Here is a 15,176-nt window from a genome sequence, read left to right as displayed (position 1 = left end):
TAATAAAGCAGGTTTCTATGAATAAGTTGATCATCCTGATTTTTATTATTCTGGTTAGCGCTCACCCGTCGGTTTACGCCTATGAGACAGACAGTTCCTGTGAGATAACCGTACCCGCCATTTCAGTCAATATGAGTAATCAAGCACCTTCTTCGGCAGGCGTTGATTTAAGCGGCTGGAATACAAACGCATGTGGGCAAACACATCGGGTAGGCACATGGCAATATGGCTGGTATGACACCAGCAATCTTTCCCCCACCGGTATCAGCTACAATGATGGCTCGGGTAATCATTCAATATACAGAACAGGCATCACCGGCATTGGGGTCGTATTAAAAGCCAGAATGGTACCTAATACGATTTCTGGCGCATCCAGTCTCGGCATGTTACCCATTGGCTCTGCGGAAACCAAACTCACTTCTACATCGCTTTTGGGTATTTCCAATGTCCAGACCACCTTGCAATACAAATTTGTCACGACAGGCGAAATCATTTCCCCCAACGTTTACAGCATCACGTTTAGCGCTGGCAGAGCACAAATGAGAGACTTACTCAGCGGTGCTTATCCCGTGCCGGTGAATGCCAATATCAGCTCACTGGCCGTGAATAACAAAGGCTGTGATATTATGACGCGCAGCCTTGTCGCGAATATGGGTGCCGTGGGAACGCAGCAACTGCCTAATATTAACAGCGTATATGCTGGTGAACCGGTAACCATTAATTTGCAGTGCGATGATAATGTTATCGTTGAGGCTATTTTCAGTGACTTAACGAATCCGGCAAATACGACCACCACCCTGAACTTAACCGGTGAATCAGATGCGCAAGGCGTGGGGGTTGAGCTTTTACTCAATAGCAGTACGACACCGGTTCAGCTCAGCTATCCGGCAAGGTATGGCGGTGCGCCGGGCAGAAACCTGATCAAAACCGCATCGGAGGCCAGTAATCTCTCTTTCCAGGTGACACCACGCTATATCAGAACCGGGGACCTGACACCCGGCGTAGCCAATGCCACCGCAGCGTTGACGTTTGTTTATAATTAATTAGAAAACCAGCACCAGGGATCATAACAAGCAGCCCAACCTGAGGTTGGGCTGCCTTTGCTTTATTTCGTTTCACACGCCGTTGGCCAGGGCTTTGCCGGCGAGTTGAACGGATGGTACTGGTAGCACCAGGTTTCCGACACCACGTTGCCCTGTGCTTTCAGATAGAGCTTAAGCTCTACCGGATCACCTTCCCCCGCCACCAAATCAAACTGTGCCAGCCAGTTGCCTGAATCGTCCGGCAATTTAGACACGAGCACGTTCTCAAACGTGCCACGCGACGCAGAAAGGACGGCTTCTGGCGACACGCCTGACGGCAGATGGTTGAGCACATCGCCACGGAACTCGACGGCAAACTTACGGCTGTCATGCGGACGGTCGGAACCCGGCACACCGCCCCTGCCCAGTCGGGTCGCACCACAACGCGCCAGGGTGGAAGGATAAGGCTCATCGGCCAGCCAGTGCAGTCGATAATGGAAGTGATGCTGTTCGCCCGCTTTAGCCGGTGATTCTGGCACCCACATGGCCACGATGTTGTCATAGATTTCATCGTCAGTCGGGATTTCCACCAGCAGCACCGAGCCTTTGCCCCATTTGCCGATGGGCTCCACCCAGAGATCGGGCCGCCGCTCATAGTGAGCCGCATCAAGGTAGCTGTCGAACGCTCTGTCCTTCTGGAGCAAACCAAATCCTCGCGGATTCTCGTCGTTAAAGCTCGACGTGACCACGCGTAAAGGATTATTGAGTGGTCGCCAGATATGTTCGCCGCTGCCGGTCCACATCGCCAGGCCGTCTGAATCGTGCACTTCCGGACGCCAGTCTGTGCCTGCGCCTTTGACCGTTTTTGAAAACCAGTACATTGAGGTCAGAGGGGCAATCCCGAAACGCTGAACGTCTTTACGCAGGAACAGCGTACATTCGACATCCTGCACCACACCTTTGCTGCGGTGCAGGATAAATTTATAGGCACCGGTGATGCTCGGCCCGTTGAGCAGCGCATAGACGGTCAGGTTTTTGCTGTCATCTTTAGGCGCTTCAAACCAGAAATCCGTAAAGTCAGGAAACTCTTCATCCATGCCGGGCTGAACGGTATTCAGGGCGATGCCACGCGCGGATAATCCAAACTGGCCCAGTTCGCCGATGGCGCGGAAATAGGAAGCCCCCATAAAGGATATCCAGTCGTTTTGTGGGTTCGTTTTTAACGTATCCTGACTGGCCAGCACCCGGAATCCTGAAAACACGTTACCTTTAAGCGGAGGCAGCTTGACGGTTTTGTCCGTGGTGGTGAAGTAATCAATATTTTGTATGATTTCGCGCGCGGCGTTATTTTCAACAACGTGCATTTTCACCGGCATACGGTGTAAGCCGTTGACCATAAAAAAGGTAACAGGAAACCGTCCGGCGTTTTTAAACAGCGCATAGTCCGGTTTGTAGACCGTTTTCATGTAGGCGTCATAGGTTATGTTGGATAACAATGACGGGTCGAATTCAGTGGGCTTTTCGTAAGGTTTAGCCGCCAGCGCTTTGGCCTGGGCAATTAAGGTTTCAAAGTTAAATGCTTTGCTATCACCCATTTTGAGAACACCTGCTGCGATAGCGCCAGGGGAAATGCCTAATGCAGATAAGGCAGCAAAAGCCCCGGAATAAGTCAGTAAAGTCCTTCTTGTAACCATGATCCACCTGTTTTTTTAATACTCATTCAATGAATTCGCGCCATGTGCGGCAAAATGGTGAGCTGATTGCTGCCGGTAAGCCGCCTTCAACTATAGCTGAGAGAAACCTTTGCCTCTCAAACAGATGACAGGTATCACGTCAACATGTGGGATGAGCGTATAGCGCGGCAGCAATTAATTGCATGGGATTTGCCTGAGAAGTGAAAGCATTCAGCGAAAGGGCCTTTGTCTTCTTAACGTGATGAACAGGTATTTATCAGGTTAAGGTGACACAACGCAAAAACCCCGCCTGCGTGGGCTTTGCATTAAGACGGCGGAACTGACCGGTAAGCCGCGTGCTTTTATAAACAGCGTCGTGGACAGTCATTCATCGCCTTCTCGCCCCGCCCCACAAAGCAAAACCCCCGCCTGCGTGAGGCTTGCATTAAGACGGCGGAACTGACCGGAAAGGCTCGTGCTTTTATAAACAGCGTCGTGGACAGTCATTCATCGCCTTCTCGCCCCACAAAGCAAAAACCCCGCTTGCGCGGGGTTTGCATTAAGAAGTCGAAACTGACCGATAAGCCGGGTTCTGTCGTGGACAGTCATTCATCTAGGCCAGCAATCGCTCACTGGCTCAAGCAGCCTACCCGGGTTCAGTACGGGCCGTACCATGTGAACCCCTATTTGGCCTTGCTCCGGGTGGAGTTTACCGTGCCACGGACTGTTACCAGCCGCGCGGTGCGCTCTTACCGCACCCTTTCACCCTTACCTGATCCCATTACTGGGCCATCGGCGGTTTGCTCTCTGTTGCACTGGTCGTGGGTTTCCCCCCCAGGCGTTACCTGGCACCCTGCCCTATGGAGCCCGGACTTTCCTCCCCTTCGCCCGTCTCCTTCAGAGAAGGACGACGACGAAGCGGCGACTGTCTGGTCAGCTTCGGCGCGCATTATAGAGGGTTTAGCTCGCGCTGTCACGCCCGGCGCGCAGGCAACGCATCAGGCTTATGCCTGTTGCTCCAGCGCGTATTTATAGAGCGCATTCTTTTTCACCCCGTGGATCTCCGCCGTCAGCGCTGCTGCCTTTTTCAACGGCAGTTCCTGCTGTAACAGCGCCAGCGTGCGCAGGGCTTCCGCGGGAAGCGCCTCTTCGTCAGGATGATGGCCTTCAACAATCAGCACCATCTCACCTTTACGGCGATTTTCATCCTCTTTCACCCAGGCCAGGAGCTCGCCCACCGGCGCGCCATTCAGGTTTTCCCAGGTTTTCGTCAACTCGCGCGCCAGCACCACATAGCGGTCGGCACCCAGTTCCGTCACCATGTCCTGCAGGCTGTCCAGCAAGCGGTGCGTGGACTCATAAAAAATCAGGGTGCGCGGCTCTTCAGCCAGCGCCCGCAGGGCATCACAACGCGCCTTGGTTTTGGCGGGCAGAAACCCTTCGTAACAGAAACGATCAGACGGCAATCCCGCTGCGCTTAATGCTGTTATCGCTGCACAGGCACCAGGTAAAGGAACGATGCGAATCCCGGCCTCACGGCAACGGCGAACCAGGTGATAACCCGGATCGTTGATTAACGGCGTGCCAGCATCCGAAACCAGAGCTATGCTTTCTCCCTGTTGCAGCCTGGTTAGCAAGATTTCTGCTTTCTGCTGTTCGTTGTGGTCATGAAGTGCGAAGAGTCGCGCATTGATGGCGAAATGTTGTAGCAACAGTCCGGTATGACGTGTATCTTCCGCTGCGACCAGATCGACGCTGGAAAGTACCGCTAGCGCCCGCTGGGTAATGTCAGCCAAATTACCTATTGGGGTTGGCACGATGTAGAGCGTGCTGGCGGAAATGTCTGCCCGATCGAGTTGTTTCATTGTTTCATCCGAATTGCCGATTTAATATTGAGCATCTTGAAAAAAACATCACTGGATACAGTATGCTTCCTTCAAAAATCGTTCGTCATAAAGCAGGACGCTTTGTGCCTGTCCTTCTTGCTGGTCTGATTTTAGCCGCGTGTAGCGGCCAGGGCCCCAAAAGCCAGTCCGTAGATATTCAGGGACCCGTTACCAATAATTCTGCCTACTATCTGCAGCAGGTGCAGCAAAGCAGCGATGATAGCAAGACCGACTGGCAATTACTCGCAATCCGCGCCCTGCTGAAAGAAGGAAAATATCCTCAGGCTGCGCAGGCCATCGATGAACTGCCTGCTCAGCTTTCCGATAAACAGCAGCAAGAATTACTGCTGTTGAAGGCCCAGTCGCAGATTGGACAGCAAAAGATTGCCGATGCTCAACAGGTCCTGAGTCAGGTGAAAACCAGTGAGCTGTCTCAGGATCAGCTGGCCCGCTACTTCGGTTTACAGATTGCCAGTGCGCAGGGTAAAACATCCCTGGCCCTGCTTCGCGCCTATATTGCGCAGGAGCCATTGCTGAAAGGTGATGACCGCCAAAAGAATATTGATGCAACCTGGCAGGCGCTGACCCAACTGTCGCAGCAGGATATGAATTCGCTGGTGATTAATGCCGATGAAAACATTCTGCAGGGCTGGCTGGATCTGCTGACGACCTGGCATGCTAATGCCCAGGATGCCACTATGCTGAAGTCAGCTATCAAAGACTGGCAGACGCGCTATCCGGATAACCCTGCGGCAAAAACCCTACCGACCCAACTGAGCCAGGCGCAGAACTTCACCAAAGCCTCGACCAGCACTATCGCGCTGCTGCTGCCCTTGAACGGTCAGGCACAAATGTTCGCCAGTGCTATCCAGAAAGGGTTTAACGACGCGAAAAACGGTACCCTTGCGACCGCCCCACAGGCGACGCCGGGCAGTGCACAAGATCCTATCGCGATGAATCAGCAGCAGCCTGCTGATGCGAACGCGGTCGTCAGCCCGTCAGCAAATCCTGCGGCAACGCAGCAGACCAGCAACGGGCAGCAACCGGCCACGACGCAACAGCAGCCCCAACCGCAGCAACAGCCCGCTGCCGAACCGGCCAGCAATGCCCAGGTGAAGGTTTATGACACCAGCAGCCAGCCTGTCGCGCAGGTGATGCAGCAGGCCCAGCAGGACGGTGCCACACTGGTCGTCGGACCGCTGCTGAAAAACAATGTTGAATCCGTCGCGAACAGCCAGACACCGCTGAATGTACTGGCCCTGAACGAGCCAGAGCAAATCCAGAACCACCCCAATATGTGCTATTTTGCGCTGTCGCCCGAAGATGAAGCGCGCGATGCTGCGCACCACATCTGGGATCAGGGTAAACGTCAGCCGCTGCTGTTAGTTCCGCGTAATGGTCTGGGTGATCGTGTGACGGCAGCCTTTACAAAAGAGTGGCAGTCGCTGGGTGGCAGCACCGTGCTTCAGCAGCGCTTTGGTTCTGTTTCAGAGCTCAAGCAAGGCATTAACAGCGGTGCCGGTATCAGCATGAGCGGTACGCCGGTTGTCATGCCATCGTCTTCTCAGCCGCAAAGCGTATCCATTGCAGGGCTGAATATTCCGGCACCTCAAACTACTGCTCCGGCAGCCAGCAGTGGCGGTGCGATAGATGCCGCCTACATCGTCTCGACTCAGGATGAACTGCAACTGATTAAACCGATGATCAGCATGCGTACCGGTAGCCGTAGTAACGTTGCGCTCTATGCCAGTTCGCGCAGCGCGCAGGCGGGAGCAGGCCCGGATTTCCGACTGGAAATGGAAGGACTGCAGTTCAGTGATATTCCTCTGCTGTCTGGCGCTAACCCGGCGTTGATGCAGCAGGCCGCAAAATCGTTTAATAACGACTATTCGCTGGTGCGCCTGTACGCAATGGGGATTGATGCCTGGACGCTGGCTAACCACTTCAACCAGATGCGTCAGGTACCGGGCTTCTCGCTCGACGGCAATACCGGTAAGCTGAGCGCCACCACTGATTGTGTGATCAACAGGAAGTTGACATGGAACCAGTATCGCCAGGGCAATATCGTACCGGCCAGCTAAACCGCCGCCGTACGGGGGCCGAGCATGAACAACTCGCCCGCCGCTATCTTGAGCGGGCGGGGTTAACATGGGTCGCCAGCAATGTTTACTATCGCGCAGGTGAACTTGACCTGATAATGCGAGACAGACAATGTTGGGTGTTTGTCGAAGTGCGTTACCGACGTAACGCCCGATTCGGCGGCAGTCTGGCCAGCATTACCCGACAGAAACAACACAAGCTGCTGCGTGCCGCCTCTCTGTGGCTGGCGCAACGCGGCGGCAGTTTTGAAACAGTGAATTGCCGTTTCGACATCATTGCCATTACCGGCACGGCGCTTGAATGGTTGCCGAATGCCTTTAATGCAGACGTTTAGAACCAGGTGGTCGTGTGCAGGAAAGAATTAAAGCGTGTTTTACCGAAAGTATTCAAACTCAAATCGCAGCTGCAGAGGCGTTACCCGATGCCATTTCGCGGGCAGCGATGACGATGGTGCAGTCACTTCTTAACGGTAACAAGATACTGAGCTGTGGTAATGGCGCGTCGTCAGCCAATGCTCAGCACTTTGCCGCCAGCATGATCAACCGCTTTGAAACCGAACGCCCCAGCCTGCCCGCACTGGCATTAAGTGCGGACAACGTGATGCTGACGGCAATCAGTAACGATCGCCTGCATGACGAGATCTATGCCAAACAGGTGCGTGCGCTGGGACAAACCGGCGACGTGCTGCTGGCCATCTCTACCCGAGGAAATACACGTGACATCGTGAAGGCGGTTGAAGCCGCCGTCACGCGCGATATGACTATCGTTGCGCTTACCGGTTATGATGGGGGCGAATTAGCCGGATTGCTGGGACCGCAGGATGTGGAAATTCGTATTCCTTCACATCGCAGTGCTCGCATTCAGGAGATGCATATGTTAACACTCAACTGTTTGTGCGATCTGATTGATAACACCTTGTTTCCCCACCAGGAATGACGGAAGGAGCACCAATGAAAGCATTGAACGCTGTAGCCATTGTTTTAACCGCCATGCTGCTGCAAGGCTGCGTCGCGGTGGTTGCTGGTAGCGCCGCTGTTGCGACCAAAACCGCCACCGATCCCCGCTCAGTCGGGACACAGGTTGATGATGGCACGCTGGAATTACGCGTCAGCAACGCGCTGGCAAAAGATCAGCAAATCAAAACCGATGCCCGCGTCATTGCCACCGCCTATCAGGGCAAAGTGCTGTTAACCGGTCAGGCACCCAGTCAGGACATTGCCAACCGCGCGAAACAGATCACCATGGGCGTTGACGGCGCAACCGAAGTCTATAACGAAATTCGGATTGGGCCGAAAGTCAGCCTTGGCACCTCATCGTCTGACACCTGGATCACCACCAAGATCCGTTCGCAGCTGCTGGGCAGCGATCAGGTGAAATCGTCAAGTGTGAAAGTCACCACGGAAAACGGTGAAGTGTTCCTGTTAGGCCTGGTGACGCCAGACGAAGCCAAAGCCGCCGCAGATATTGCCAGCCGGGTCAGCGGCGTGAAACACGTCACTACCGCCTTCACGATGGTGAAATAACGCTGCGTTAGCCGCTGTCCAGACCTGCTGCTGCCGCACACAGAAAAGCCGCACCCTTTCGGGTTGCGGCTTTTTTTATATGGCAAACAAACGTTAACCGGCTCACCGTGCGGCTAAACACCGCGCTCAGCCAGCGGTGTTATCCGCTAGCATTACCCGAGAAGCATCAGACCGGGATATCAATCACCAGCGCGCGGGTCGGCGTTATTGCCGACAGCCACAGCTGCTGCTCTTCCTGCAAAAATGCCCCATCGCCGCAGCCCAACTGTTCATGGTGCGCAGCACCCGCTGAGGCCTCTAACGCGCCGTGGATGGATTGCAGATAGGCGCGCGCGCCCTGAAGCGGCACCAGGTGTTGTTCGCCTGCTGCCAGCTCAAGCTGATGAATCCAGACCTGCTGTCGCAGCTGAAGGCTGTTGTCGCTGCCATCGGGGGAAGCCAGCAACTGTGAACGCGTTCCGCCTGACAGGGTGATTTTCTGCATACGTGGGTTTTCACGTTCCGGGCAGGCTGCCAGCCAGAGCTGCATGCGCGTTAACGGGCGATCTTTACTCGGGTTAAGTTCGCTATAGCTCACGCCAGGCTGCGCGGAGAGGAGCAGCGCCTCACCTTCACTCACAGTGATGTGATTGCCTTCGCTGTCACGGTATTCCGCCTCTCCCTGCAAAACGATGTTCAGTACATCCACCTGTGGATAGGTGCGCGGCTGAAAAGCCGCGCCAGGTGCCAGAACTTCCTGATTTAAAACGCGTAAGGAGGCATAACCCATCAATTTGGGGTCGAAATAGTGGCCAAAAGAGAAACTGTAGCGCGCCTGTAACCAACCGTAATCGGCCTGACCACAAGCGGATGCACTGCGTGTCGTAATCATTCTTTACCTCCTGCATCCGTCGGCAAGGATCGACGACGGGTATGATTCCTTTATGGTAAAAGTCTGGACGCCGGATTGTTAGCCAGTTAATCTGCCCGGCATATTCAAATTTCCTGACAGAGAACCGGGATGGCTAAAGATCGTGCGTTAACCCTCGAAGCATTGCGTGTGATGGATGCTATCGATCGCCGTGGCAGCTTTGCCGCCGCCGCCGATGAGTTAGGGCGCGTGCCCTCGGCGCTCAGCTACACCATGCAGAAACTGGAAGAAGAGCTGGATGTGGTCCTGTTTGACCGCTCAGGCCACCGTACCAAGTTCACCAATGTAGGAAGAATGCTGCTTGAGCGCGGTCGGGTTTTGCTGGAAGCCGCCGATAAACTCACTACCGATGCCGAGGCGCTGGCGCGCGGCTGGGAAACCCAGCTGACCATCGTCACGGAAGCATTAATCCCCACCGATGCGCTGTTTCCGTTAGTCACTAAGCTGGCTGACAAGGCCAACACGCAGATTTCCATCATGAAAGAAGTCCTGGCGGGGGCATGGGAAAGGCTGGAACAGGGGCGGGCCGATATAGTAATTGCACCGGATATGCATTTTCGCGCCTCTACCGAGATTAACACCCGCAAACTTTACAGCATCATCAGCGTTTACGTTGCCAGCCCGGACCATCCGATCCACGACGAACCTGAACCGCTTTCAGAAGTCACGCGGGTGAAATATCGCGGTATTGCCGTGGCGGATACGGCCCGTGAGCGCCCGGTTCTGACCGTGCAACTGCTGGATAAGCAACAGCGCCTGACCGTCAGTACGATGGATGATAAACGTCGCGCGCTTCTGGCTGGTTTGGGCGTGGCAACCATGCCTTATAACATGGTGGAACAGGACATTGCAGAGGGACGCTTGCGGGTGGTCAGCCCGGAGTATTCCCGCGAGGTCGATATCATCATGGCATGGCGGCGTGACAGCATGGGGGAAGCAAAAGCCTGGTGCCTGCGCGAAATCCCCCGCCTGCTGGCAAAGAAAAATTAACCTGACGAGAACGATCCCCTGATGTTTACAGTCGACTCAGGCAGTCCAGCGCGACGGTTTTAAAACAGGCAAAGTCGCTGCTGTCACGTAAACGCGTCATGGCCCGCTCGCGCATAAACGTCACAAACAGGTCGTAGATAGCCATCGCTTCTTCATACTCGTTTTTGCTGATCGCCAGCAGGAATATCACGTAAGCCGTATCGTCTCCCCAGGGAATACCTTGCGGGGCCAGAACGGTATAGACGACCGTTTTTTTCGCCATCAGGCCCAGCGAGTGCGGTAGCGCAATGCCCTCACCCAACATGGTGCTGACGATGGCTTCACGCTCCTCGACGGAGGCATAAAACGCGTCGTCCACCACGCCTTCCGCTTCCAGCTGATGGCACAATAACCGGAACAGCGCAGACTGGGTCATCGGTTCGTCGATAATCCTGAAATGACGGGCATCAAAAAATTTCTCCAACATATAGGGTCGGGTGCGATCGACCAGCACCAGCTTACCTATCTGCTCCAGCTGAAATTCCGTGGGGAAAGGTGCCACCACGACAACCGGTTTCTCTTTTTCACTCAGCCGCGTGGTGGAAATCACAAAATCTTCTTCGATGCGCTGACGGGCTTCATATTCACGCTGCGACAGGCACTGAGTGACCTGCAACTGCGGATAGTTACGCATCAGCATGGCTTCTATCATGCGGAGCGTGGAGTTGCCGCTGTCGCACACCAGCAGTACCTGAGGGCGACGCTGATAGCCCACATCATAATGGCGCTCCAGCCCGACGCCGATGTGGAGCACCAGAAAGCCAATTTCATTTTCGCTGATGGTATAGGGCGAATATTTGCCCCAGCTGGACACCGCCGCCAGGGTCACGTCATAGGCCATCGGATAATGCTGTTTGATGTTGCTTAACAGCGGATTGGGGATATGGATCTGGTAACGCACCCGCGTGATCATGGTTTTAATGTGGGTCAGCAGATCGGCCCGGAGCTGTGGATCGTTCTGGAGATTGTAATAGTAATAGGTGTTAATAAAACTGAGCAGATAATCGACCAGCGCATCCGCATCGTCCGCATTAATGGCGCTGGGGGCAATGTCCTGAATGCGTCGGGCGGCGATATTTACCCGCAGCCAGCTCTCTTCCGCCGGAGAAATGGGTTTTGCGATGAGCGGCCGCAGCGCATGAATCAGGGTTTGCGCCGACTCGCGCACGTCATCACCGATCTCTTCCGCCTGGGGATCGCTCAATGGGTAGCCTTCATTGATACGACGTATCGCCACCGCGCAGTAAAAGCGCAAATAGCGCTCGCCTTCATCGCTGAGGCGGATATTGTGCTGGGTAAAGCTGCTTTGCAGCAGCGGCTGCAGAGTCTCCAGCAGGCCGTTTTCCAGCGATTCCGGCACAATCAATGGGCTGTCCGGCTGCTCTTGCTCGATCTGAATCAGCAGATCGGTTAAGCAAGTGCGGATCGCCACTTCACTGCCAAACAGTTTCATGCCGTGATGGGGTTTACTTTCGATGCTTAACTGATAACGCCCGAGCCAGTCGCGCACGTCGGCCATATCATTTTGCAGCGTGGCACGGCTGACAAACCACTCCTCCGCCAGGTTTTCCAGCTTCAACGAATAAGCAGCAGTCAGAAAGCGCACCAGCAGGTAGCGGATTCGGTCATGTGAAGTACGCGGCACCCGCAGCGGTGCGCGCGTTTGCTGTTGCAGCACGTTAAAGCGCTGCACATCGCTAATTTTAAGCTGGTAACCCGCCCCGCGATTCAACACAAACTGCGCGCCATGCTCCTGTAGCAAGGCGTTAAGCGCGGTGATATCCGTTCGTACGGTGCGCGTTGATACAGCGAAGCGCCGCGCCAGTTCATCCTGGGGCAGCGTTTCGTTTTTCAACGCGTCAAACAGTTGCGCAAGGCGCTGATTAGGAAATCTCACGTTGGGTTACCTGCTGCAGTCATTAACAAGGACGAGGTAAACGCCAGACTGCCAAAAACAGACGGCAGCGTTATCATGCCTGTGCGCCGTCATCGCGTCCATGAAGCGGCGCACAGGCCTGGACTCAGTCCAGCAGACCTTTACAGATGGCCAGTAGCTGACGCACGTCTTCTACGCGGGTTTCGCCACTGGCGCTGTCGATGATCGAACTGTAAACATGGGGAATGACTTTGCTTACGCCAGCATCCAGGGCAATGCGCAGGATCGGCCCGACGTTTTGCAGATCGATCCCGCCCGTGGGTTCCAGCCAAAAATCCTGCTTCGCACAGGCTTCGGCGACAGCGCGGAACTCCTCCGCCGTCGCCAGCCCGCCCATCGGAAAGTACTTCACGGAACTGCCGCCCATGTCTTTCAGGAGCGCAATCGCGGTATCGACCGGCACAATGCCGTCGCTGGCCTGTGAGCTGAGCGGCCCGGTGGAAATCTTCACTTTACCCGGTGTTCCGGTGGGCGAAATCAGCCCGTTGACCACCGTCTGTGACTGACCGAGCAGCGCACGACTGGTGCCCACGCCGGTGAACACCTGATTGACGTGCTGCGGCTGCAGCACCGCTGCAATCTCACTCACCCTTTGCGACATACGAGGATCGCCCGCCCCCAGACCGATGGACAGCGCGTTATCAATCAGCGCGGCGTATTCGCGCATATCCGCAATAGCGGCGTCGTTGCTGGTGTAATTTTTCGATAATACGCCAACCAGGACGTGCCCTTCTGCGGCCTGCCAGATAGCGCGTGCATTCTCTTTTGAGCCCGCCAGCACGTTAAGGCACAGGCGGTCCTGATAAAAATTTGGGGTGAGCGTCATGCTATTTTTCTCCTGTTAACAGCGCCTGAATGCGGGTGAAAATAATATGCAGCTGGTCAGCACTGACGCTGCGCACGTCGGCCTCAATAATGCCTTCGTTGGCCTTGTAGCCACGGAAGTAAATGGCGATATCGCCGTTTTTCAGGGCCTGCACCAGGTCGCCGGTTTGGTGCCCGATCGCGCGTTCATCAAAGTGAATTTCTGCACGAGCAATGTCACGTCCGGCGGCATCCCACACAACGCGGGCGCTCACGCCGTTCAGCCCGTTGAGGTTGTTGATAAAAGGCGTCATTTTTTCCACCATCTGCGCGCCGGTGGTTTTTGGCTGGGTCAGGTAGGACTCAATCGCCTGCGTCAGTCCCAGAATGCCCTCTTTACCGACTTTCATGGTGCGACCAATGCCGTTGCTCTGGCGCTTCACCCACTCAACAAGCTGGTGTTTCCCGATAACCAGGCCGCTGGTAGGGCCTTCGATGGCTTTGGCTCCGCTGTAAATGACCAGGTCGGCACCCGCCTGGTAATAACACTGCAGATCTTCTTCTGCGGCGGCATCCACGATTAACGGCACGCCATGCTTGCGTGCCACCTCTGCCGCCTGCGCGACGCTCAGATGGCTCTTTTGCACGCAGTGATGCGACTTCACATAGAGAATGGCCGCCGTCTGGGCGGTGATCGCGGCGGCAAGCTGCTGTGGAGAGCACTCATTACTGTAGCCGGCCTCCACAACCCGACCGCCGCCCAGCGCGATCATGCTGCCGACGGGCGCGCCGTAATTCACGTTATGGCCTTTCGGCACCACGATGTCATGCGCTACGGTTAGCGGTGCCGTGTGCAGGTTATCCAGCAGCCAGTCATCGTCTTTTACAATCACCGCCGCCACGCTCTGGGCGATGCCCGCTGAGGCACAGGATACCACCAGCGCATTTTCTACCTGCAGCAGCCTGGCAATGTAAGCGCCGGTCTTATCGACCAGATCCTTGACTTCAAAATAGTGCTCCAGGCCGTACTCAACCGTCTCAACCACGTCGCGGGCCGGTGTGGACACGCCAAGGATGGTCATGCGCCCAGAGGCATTAATGACCTGCTTCAGGCCATATTTCTCATACAGTGAAGACATTGTGTTTTTTCCCTTCTTCCGTCATCCAGCACTCACCAGCGACGATCGCCGCCAGTGGAATAAGTTGGCGATCGCCCTGTTCGGTCAGCCCTTGTGCATCCACAAATGACACGGGTTCCTGCGCCACGCTGAACAGGGTAAAGTCGGCGTCATAGCCGGGTTGGATACTGCCTTTGCTGTGCAATCTCAGCCCGCTGGCCGCCTGATGAGTTACGCAGGCAATAATCTGCGGCAGCGTCATCCCCACATTGAAAAATTTCGACATCACGTGCGCCAGGGTATAAACCGGCCCGTTCAGGCGATTGCGGCAGTAGATATCCGAACTGATGCTGTGCGGCAGAATGCCCTGCGCTATCGCCGCGCGTGCCACCTCAAAGCTGAAGCTGGCACTGCCGTGGCCGACATCAAGGCGCACGTCCCGCGCCAGCGCATTTTTCACCGCCGCACGGAGCTGCCCGTCGGGCGTCAGAATGCGGTTCGGCTTGCCGTTGTAACAATGGGTGATGATGTCACCGGAGGTCAGTAACGCGGCGATTTCATCCAGGTTCGGGGGAGTGTTACCAATGTGTACCATCAGGGGCAGGTTGCCATTTTCCTGCTGAATCGCCTTTGCCAGCACCAGCGGCGTGATGCCGTTTTCGCCCACCACACTGCTGCTCATTCGGGCTTTGAACCCCAGAATAAAGTCAGGATGACGCCGCACCGCATCGGCTATGGCCGGGCGATCAATCTGCGTCATATCCGCCAGTTCATTTTGGGTGACAATGCCGGTGCGGGCGATGTTCAGCAGGGCGTAAACCTGGGTGGTGGCCGCCCGCGTGATCTGCCAGAAATCATCGATGTCGTCTGCTCCTGTACTGCCGGCATCCACAACGCAGGTTACACCGCACGCCACACCGACGTGGTCAGGGTGATCGTGATAGATCGGCGAGTTGGCGTAGCAGTGCACATGCGAATCTATCCAGCCAGCGCTAAGATAACAGCCCGCCGCCAGCGTTTTTTCCTCTTTGGCCCTGCCGCTCACCTCACCCACCTCGGCAATTTTACCGTCGCGTATGGCGATATCGATCAGACTGTCATCCGGCAAACGTGCCCGACGCAGAATCAGATCGTACATAGAAACCTCCTTTGGCTCGCCCGATCGGCCTGAACCG

General features: G+C 55.4%; 13 protein-coding genes and 1 other RNA gene. 6 read left to right on the top strand and 8 right to left on the bottom strand.

All coding sequences use genetic code 11. The annotated features are described in order from the left end of the window. Positions 1 to 17: 17 nt before the first annotated feature. Positions 18 to 1,043: a fimbrial protein gene (locus tag NR177_RS20075; protein ID WP_256853473.1), complete on the top strand. Its 1,026-nt coding sequence runs from the start codon at positions 18 to 20 to the stop codon at positions 1,041 to 1,043. A gap of 62 nt (positions 1,044 to 1,105) precedes the next feature. Here the strand turns inward: NR177_RS20075 and NR177_RS20070 are convergent, their stop codons facing one another. The 3 genes from NR177_RS20070 to rsmI form a co-directional block, all read right to left on the bottom strand. After that, complete coding sequence (locus NR177_RS20070) at positions 1,106 to 2,716, bottom strand: glucan biosynthesis protein (RefSeq protein ID WP_172898014.1); 1,611 nt, start codon at positions 2,714 to 2,716, stop codon at positions 1,106 to 1,108. 544 nt (positions 2,717 to 3,260) lie between these two features. Beyond that, positions 3,261 to 3,636, bottom strand: an RNA gene (gene rnpB / locus NR177_RS20065) — RNase P RNA component class A. A 63-nt stretch (positions 3,637 to 3,699) separates the two neighbouring features. After that, positions 3,700 to 4,560, bottom strand: a complete 861-nt coding sequence (gene rsmI, locus NR177_RS20060) for a 16S rRNA (cytidine(1402)-2'-O)-methyltransferase (RefSeq protein WP_063877362.1) — start codon at positions 4,558 to 4,560, stop codon at positions 3,700 to 3,702. A gap of 62 nt (positions 4,561 to 4,622) precedes the next feature. On the opposite strand from rsmI, the gene NR177_RS20055 reads away from it, so the two are divergent. Genes NR177_RS20055 through dolP form a run of 4 tightly spaced genes read left to right on the top strand, consistent with a single transcriptional unit; the run spans position 4,623 to position 8,204 of the window. Further along, positions 4,623 to 6,662: a penicillin-binding protein activator gene (locus tag NR177_RS20055; RefSeq protein ID WP_063877363.1), complete on the top strand. Its 2,040-nt coding sequence runs from the start codon at positions 4,623 to 4,625 to the stop codon at positions 6,660 to 6,662. Then, the gene (locus tag NR177_RS20050; RefSeq protein WP_063877364.1) at positions 6,620 to 7,015 is read left to right on the top strand and encodes a YraN family protein; all 396 of its coding nucleotides are present in this window, start codon (positions 6,620 to 6,622) and stop codon (positions 7,013 to 7,015) included. Before NR177_RS20055 ends, NR177_RS20050 begins: the two co-directional genes overlap by 43 nt. Before the next feature lie 14 nt (positions 7,016 to 7,029). Next, positions 7,030 to 7,617: a DnaA initiator-associating protein DiaA gene (diaA, locus tag NR177_RS20045; protein WP_013027345.1), complete on the top strand. Its 588-nt coding sequence runs from the start codon at positions 7,030 to 7,032 to the stop codon at positions 7,615 to 7,617. A 14-nt stretch (positions 7,618 to 7,631) separates the two neighbouring features. Continuing rightward, a complete protein-coding gene (gene dolP, locus NR177_RS20040; RefSeq protein WP_063877365.1) occupies positions 7,632 to 8,204 on the top strand; it encodes a division/outer membrane stress-associated lipid-binding lipoprotein in 573 nt (190 codons plus the stop codon). Between the two features lie 166 nt (positions 8,205 to 8,370). Here dolP and NR177_RS20035 read toward each other — a convergent pair whose 3' ends face one another. Next, positions 8,371 to 9,075 (bottom strand): pirin family protein, encoded by a 705-nt coding sequence (locus tag NR177_RS20035; RefSeq protein ID WP_063877366.1) that lies wholly within the window; start codon positions 9,073 to 9,075, stop codon positions 8,371 to 8,373. Between the two features lie 129 nt (positions 9,076 to 9,204). Between NR177_RS20035 and NR177_RS20030 the strand changes: the two genes are divergently transcribed. Beyond that, entirely contained in the window at positions 9,205 to 10,104 is a 900-nt protein-coding gene (locus tag NR177_RS20030) for a LysR family transcriptional regulator (protein WP_256853472.1), read from the top strand. A gap of 25 nt (positions 10,105 to 10,129) precedes the next feature. Here NR177_RS20030 and NR177_RS20025 read toward each other — a convergent pair whose 3' ends face one another. From NR177_RS20025 to NR177_RS20010, 4 genes are all read right to left on the bottom strand, one after another. Next, positions 10,130 to 12,040, bottom strand: a complete 1,911-nt coding sequence (locus NR177_RS20025) for a PRD domain-containing protein (RefSeq protein ID WP_256853471.1) — start codon at positions 12,038 to 12,040, stop codon at positions 10,130 to 10,132. A 124-nt stretch (positions 12,041 to 12,164) separates the two neighbouring features. After that, positions 12,165 to 12,905: a KDGP aldolase family protein gene (locus NR177_RS20020; protein WP_063877369.1), complete on the bottom strand. Its 741-nt coding sequence runs from the start codon at positions 12,903 to 12,905 to the stop codon at positions 12,165 to 12,167. 1 nt (position 12,906) lies between these two features. Then, positions 12,907 to 14,022, bottom strand: a complete 1,116-nt coding sequence (locus NR177_RS20015; protein ID WP_063877370.1) for a DgaE family pyridoxal phosphate-dependent ammonia lyase — start codon at positions 14,020 to 14,022, stop codon at positions 12,907 to 12,909. Then, positions 14,006 to 15,139, bottom strand: a complete 1,134-nt coding sequence (locus NR177_RS20010) for an amidohydrolase/deacetylase family metallohydrolase (RefSeq protein WP_256853470.1) — start codon at positions 15,137 to 15,139, stop codon at positions 14,006 to 14,008. The genes NR177_RS20015 and NR177_RS20010 overlap by 17 nt, the downstream gene beginning before the upstream one ends. Between the last annotated feature and the right edge of the window lie 37 nt (positions 15,140 to 15,176).

This window comes from Pantoea sp. Fr+CA_20 (assembly GCF_024520835.1).
Classification (GTDB): domain Bacteria; phylum Pseudomonadota; class Gammaproteobacteria; order Enterobacterales; family Enterobacteriaceae; genus Pantoea; species Pantoea allii.
The sequence above is the reverse complement of the archived record's forward strand: the minus strand, read 5'-3'. Positions and strand labels throughout refer to the sequence as shown.

Coding starts and splice junctions, on each gene's coding strand:
- NR177_RS20075 (WP_256853473.1), top strand. CDS start 18: ATGAATAAGTTGATCATCCTGATTTTTATTATTCTGGTTAGCGCTCAC.
- NR177_RS20070 (WP_172898014.1), bottom strand. CDS start 2,716: ATGGTTACAAGAAGGACTTTACTGACTTATTCCGGGGCTTTTGCTGCC.
- rsmI (WP_063877362.1), bottom strand. CDS start 4,560: ATGAAACAACTCGATCGGGCAGACATTTCCGCCAGCACGCTCTACATC.
- NR177_RS20055 (WP_063877363.1), top strand. CDS start 4,623: ATGCTTCCTTCAAAAATCGTTCGTCATAAAGCAGGACGCTTTGTGCCT.
- NR177_RS20050 (WP_063877364.1), top strand. CDS start 6,620: ATGGAACCAGTATCGCCAGGGCAATATCGTACCGGCCAGCTAAACCGC.
- dolP (WP_063877365.1), top strand. CDS start 7,632: ATGAAAGCATTGAACGCTGTAGCCATTGTTTTAACCGCCATGCTGCTG.
- NR177_RS20035 (WP_063877366.1), bottom strand. CDS start 9,075: ATGATTACGACACGCAGTGCATCCGCTTGTGGTCAGGCCGATTACGGT.
- NR177_RS20030 (WP_256853472.1), top strand. CDS start 9,205: ATGGCTAAAGATCGTGCGTTAACCCTCGAAGCATTGCGTGTGATGGAT.
- NR177_RS20020 (WP_063877369.1), bottom strand. CDS start 12,905: ATGACGCTCACCCCAAATTTTTATCAGGACCGCCTGTGCCTTAACGTG.
- NR177_RS20015 (WP_063877370.1), bottom strand. CDS start 14,022: ATGTCTTCACTGTATGAGAAATATGGCCTGAAGCAGGTCATTAATGCC.
- NR177_RS20010 (WP_256853470.1), bottom strand. CDS start 15,139: ATGTACGATCTGATTCTGCGTCGGGCACGTTTGCCGGATGACAGTCTG.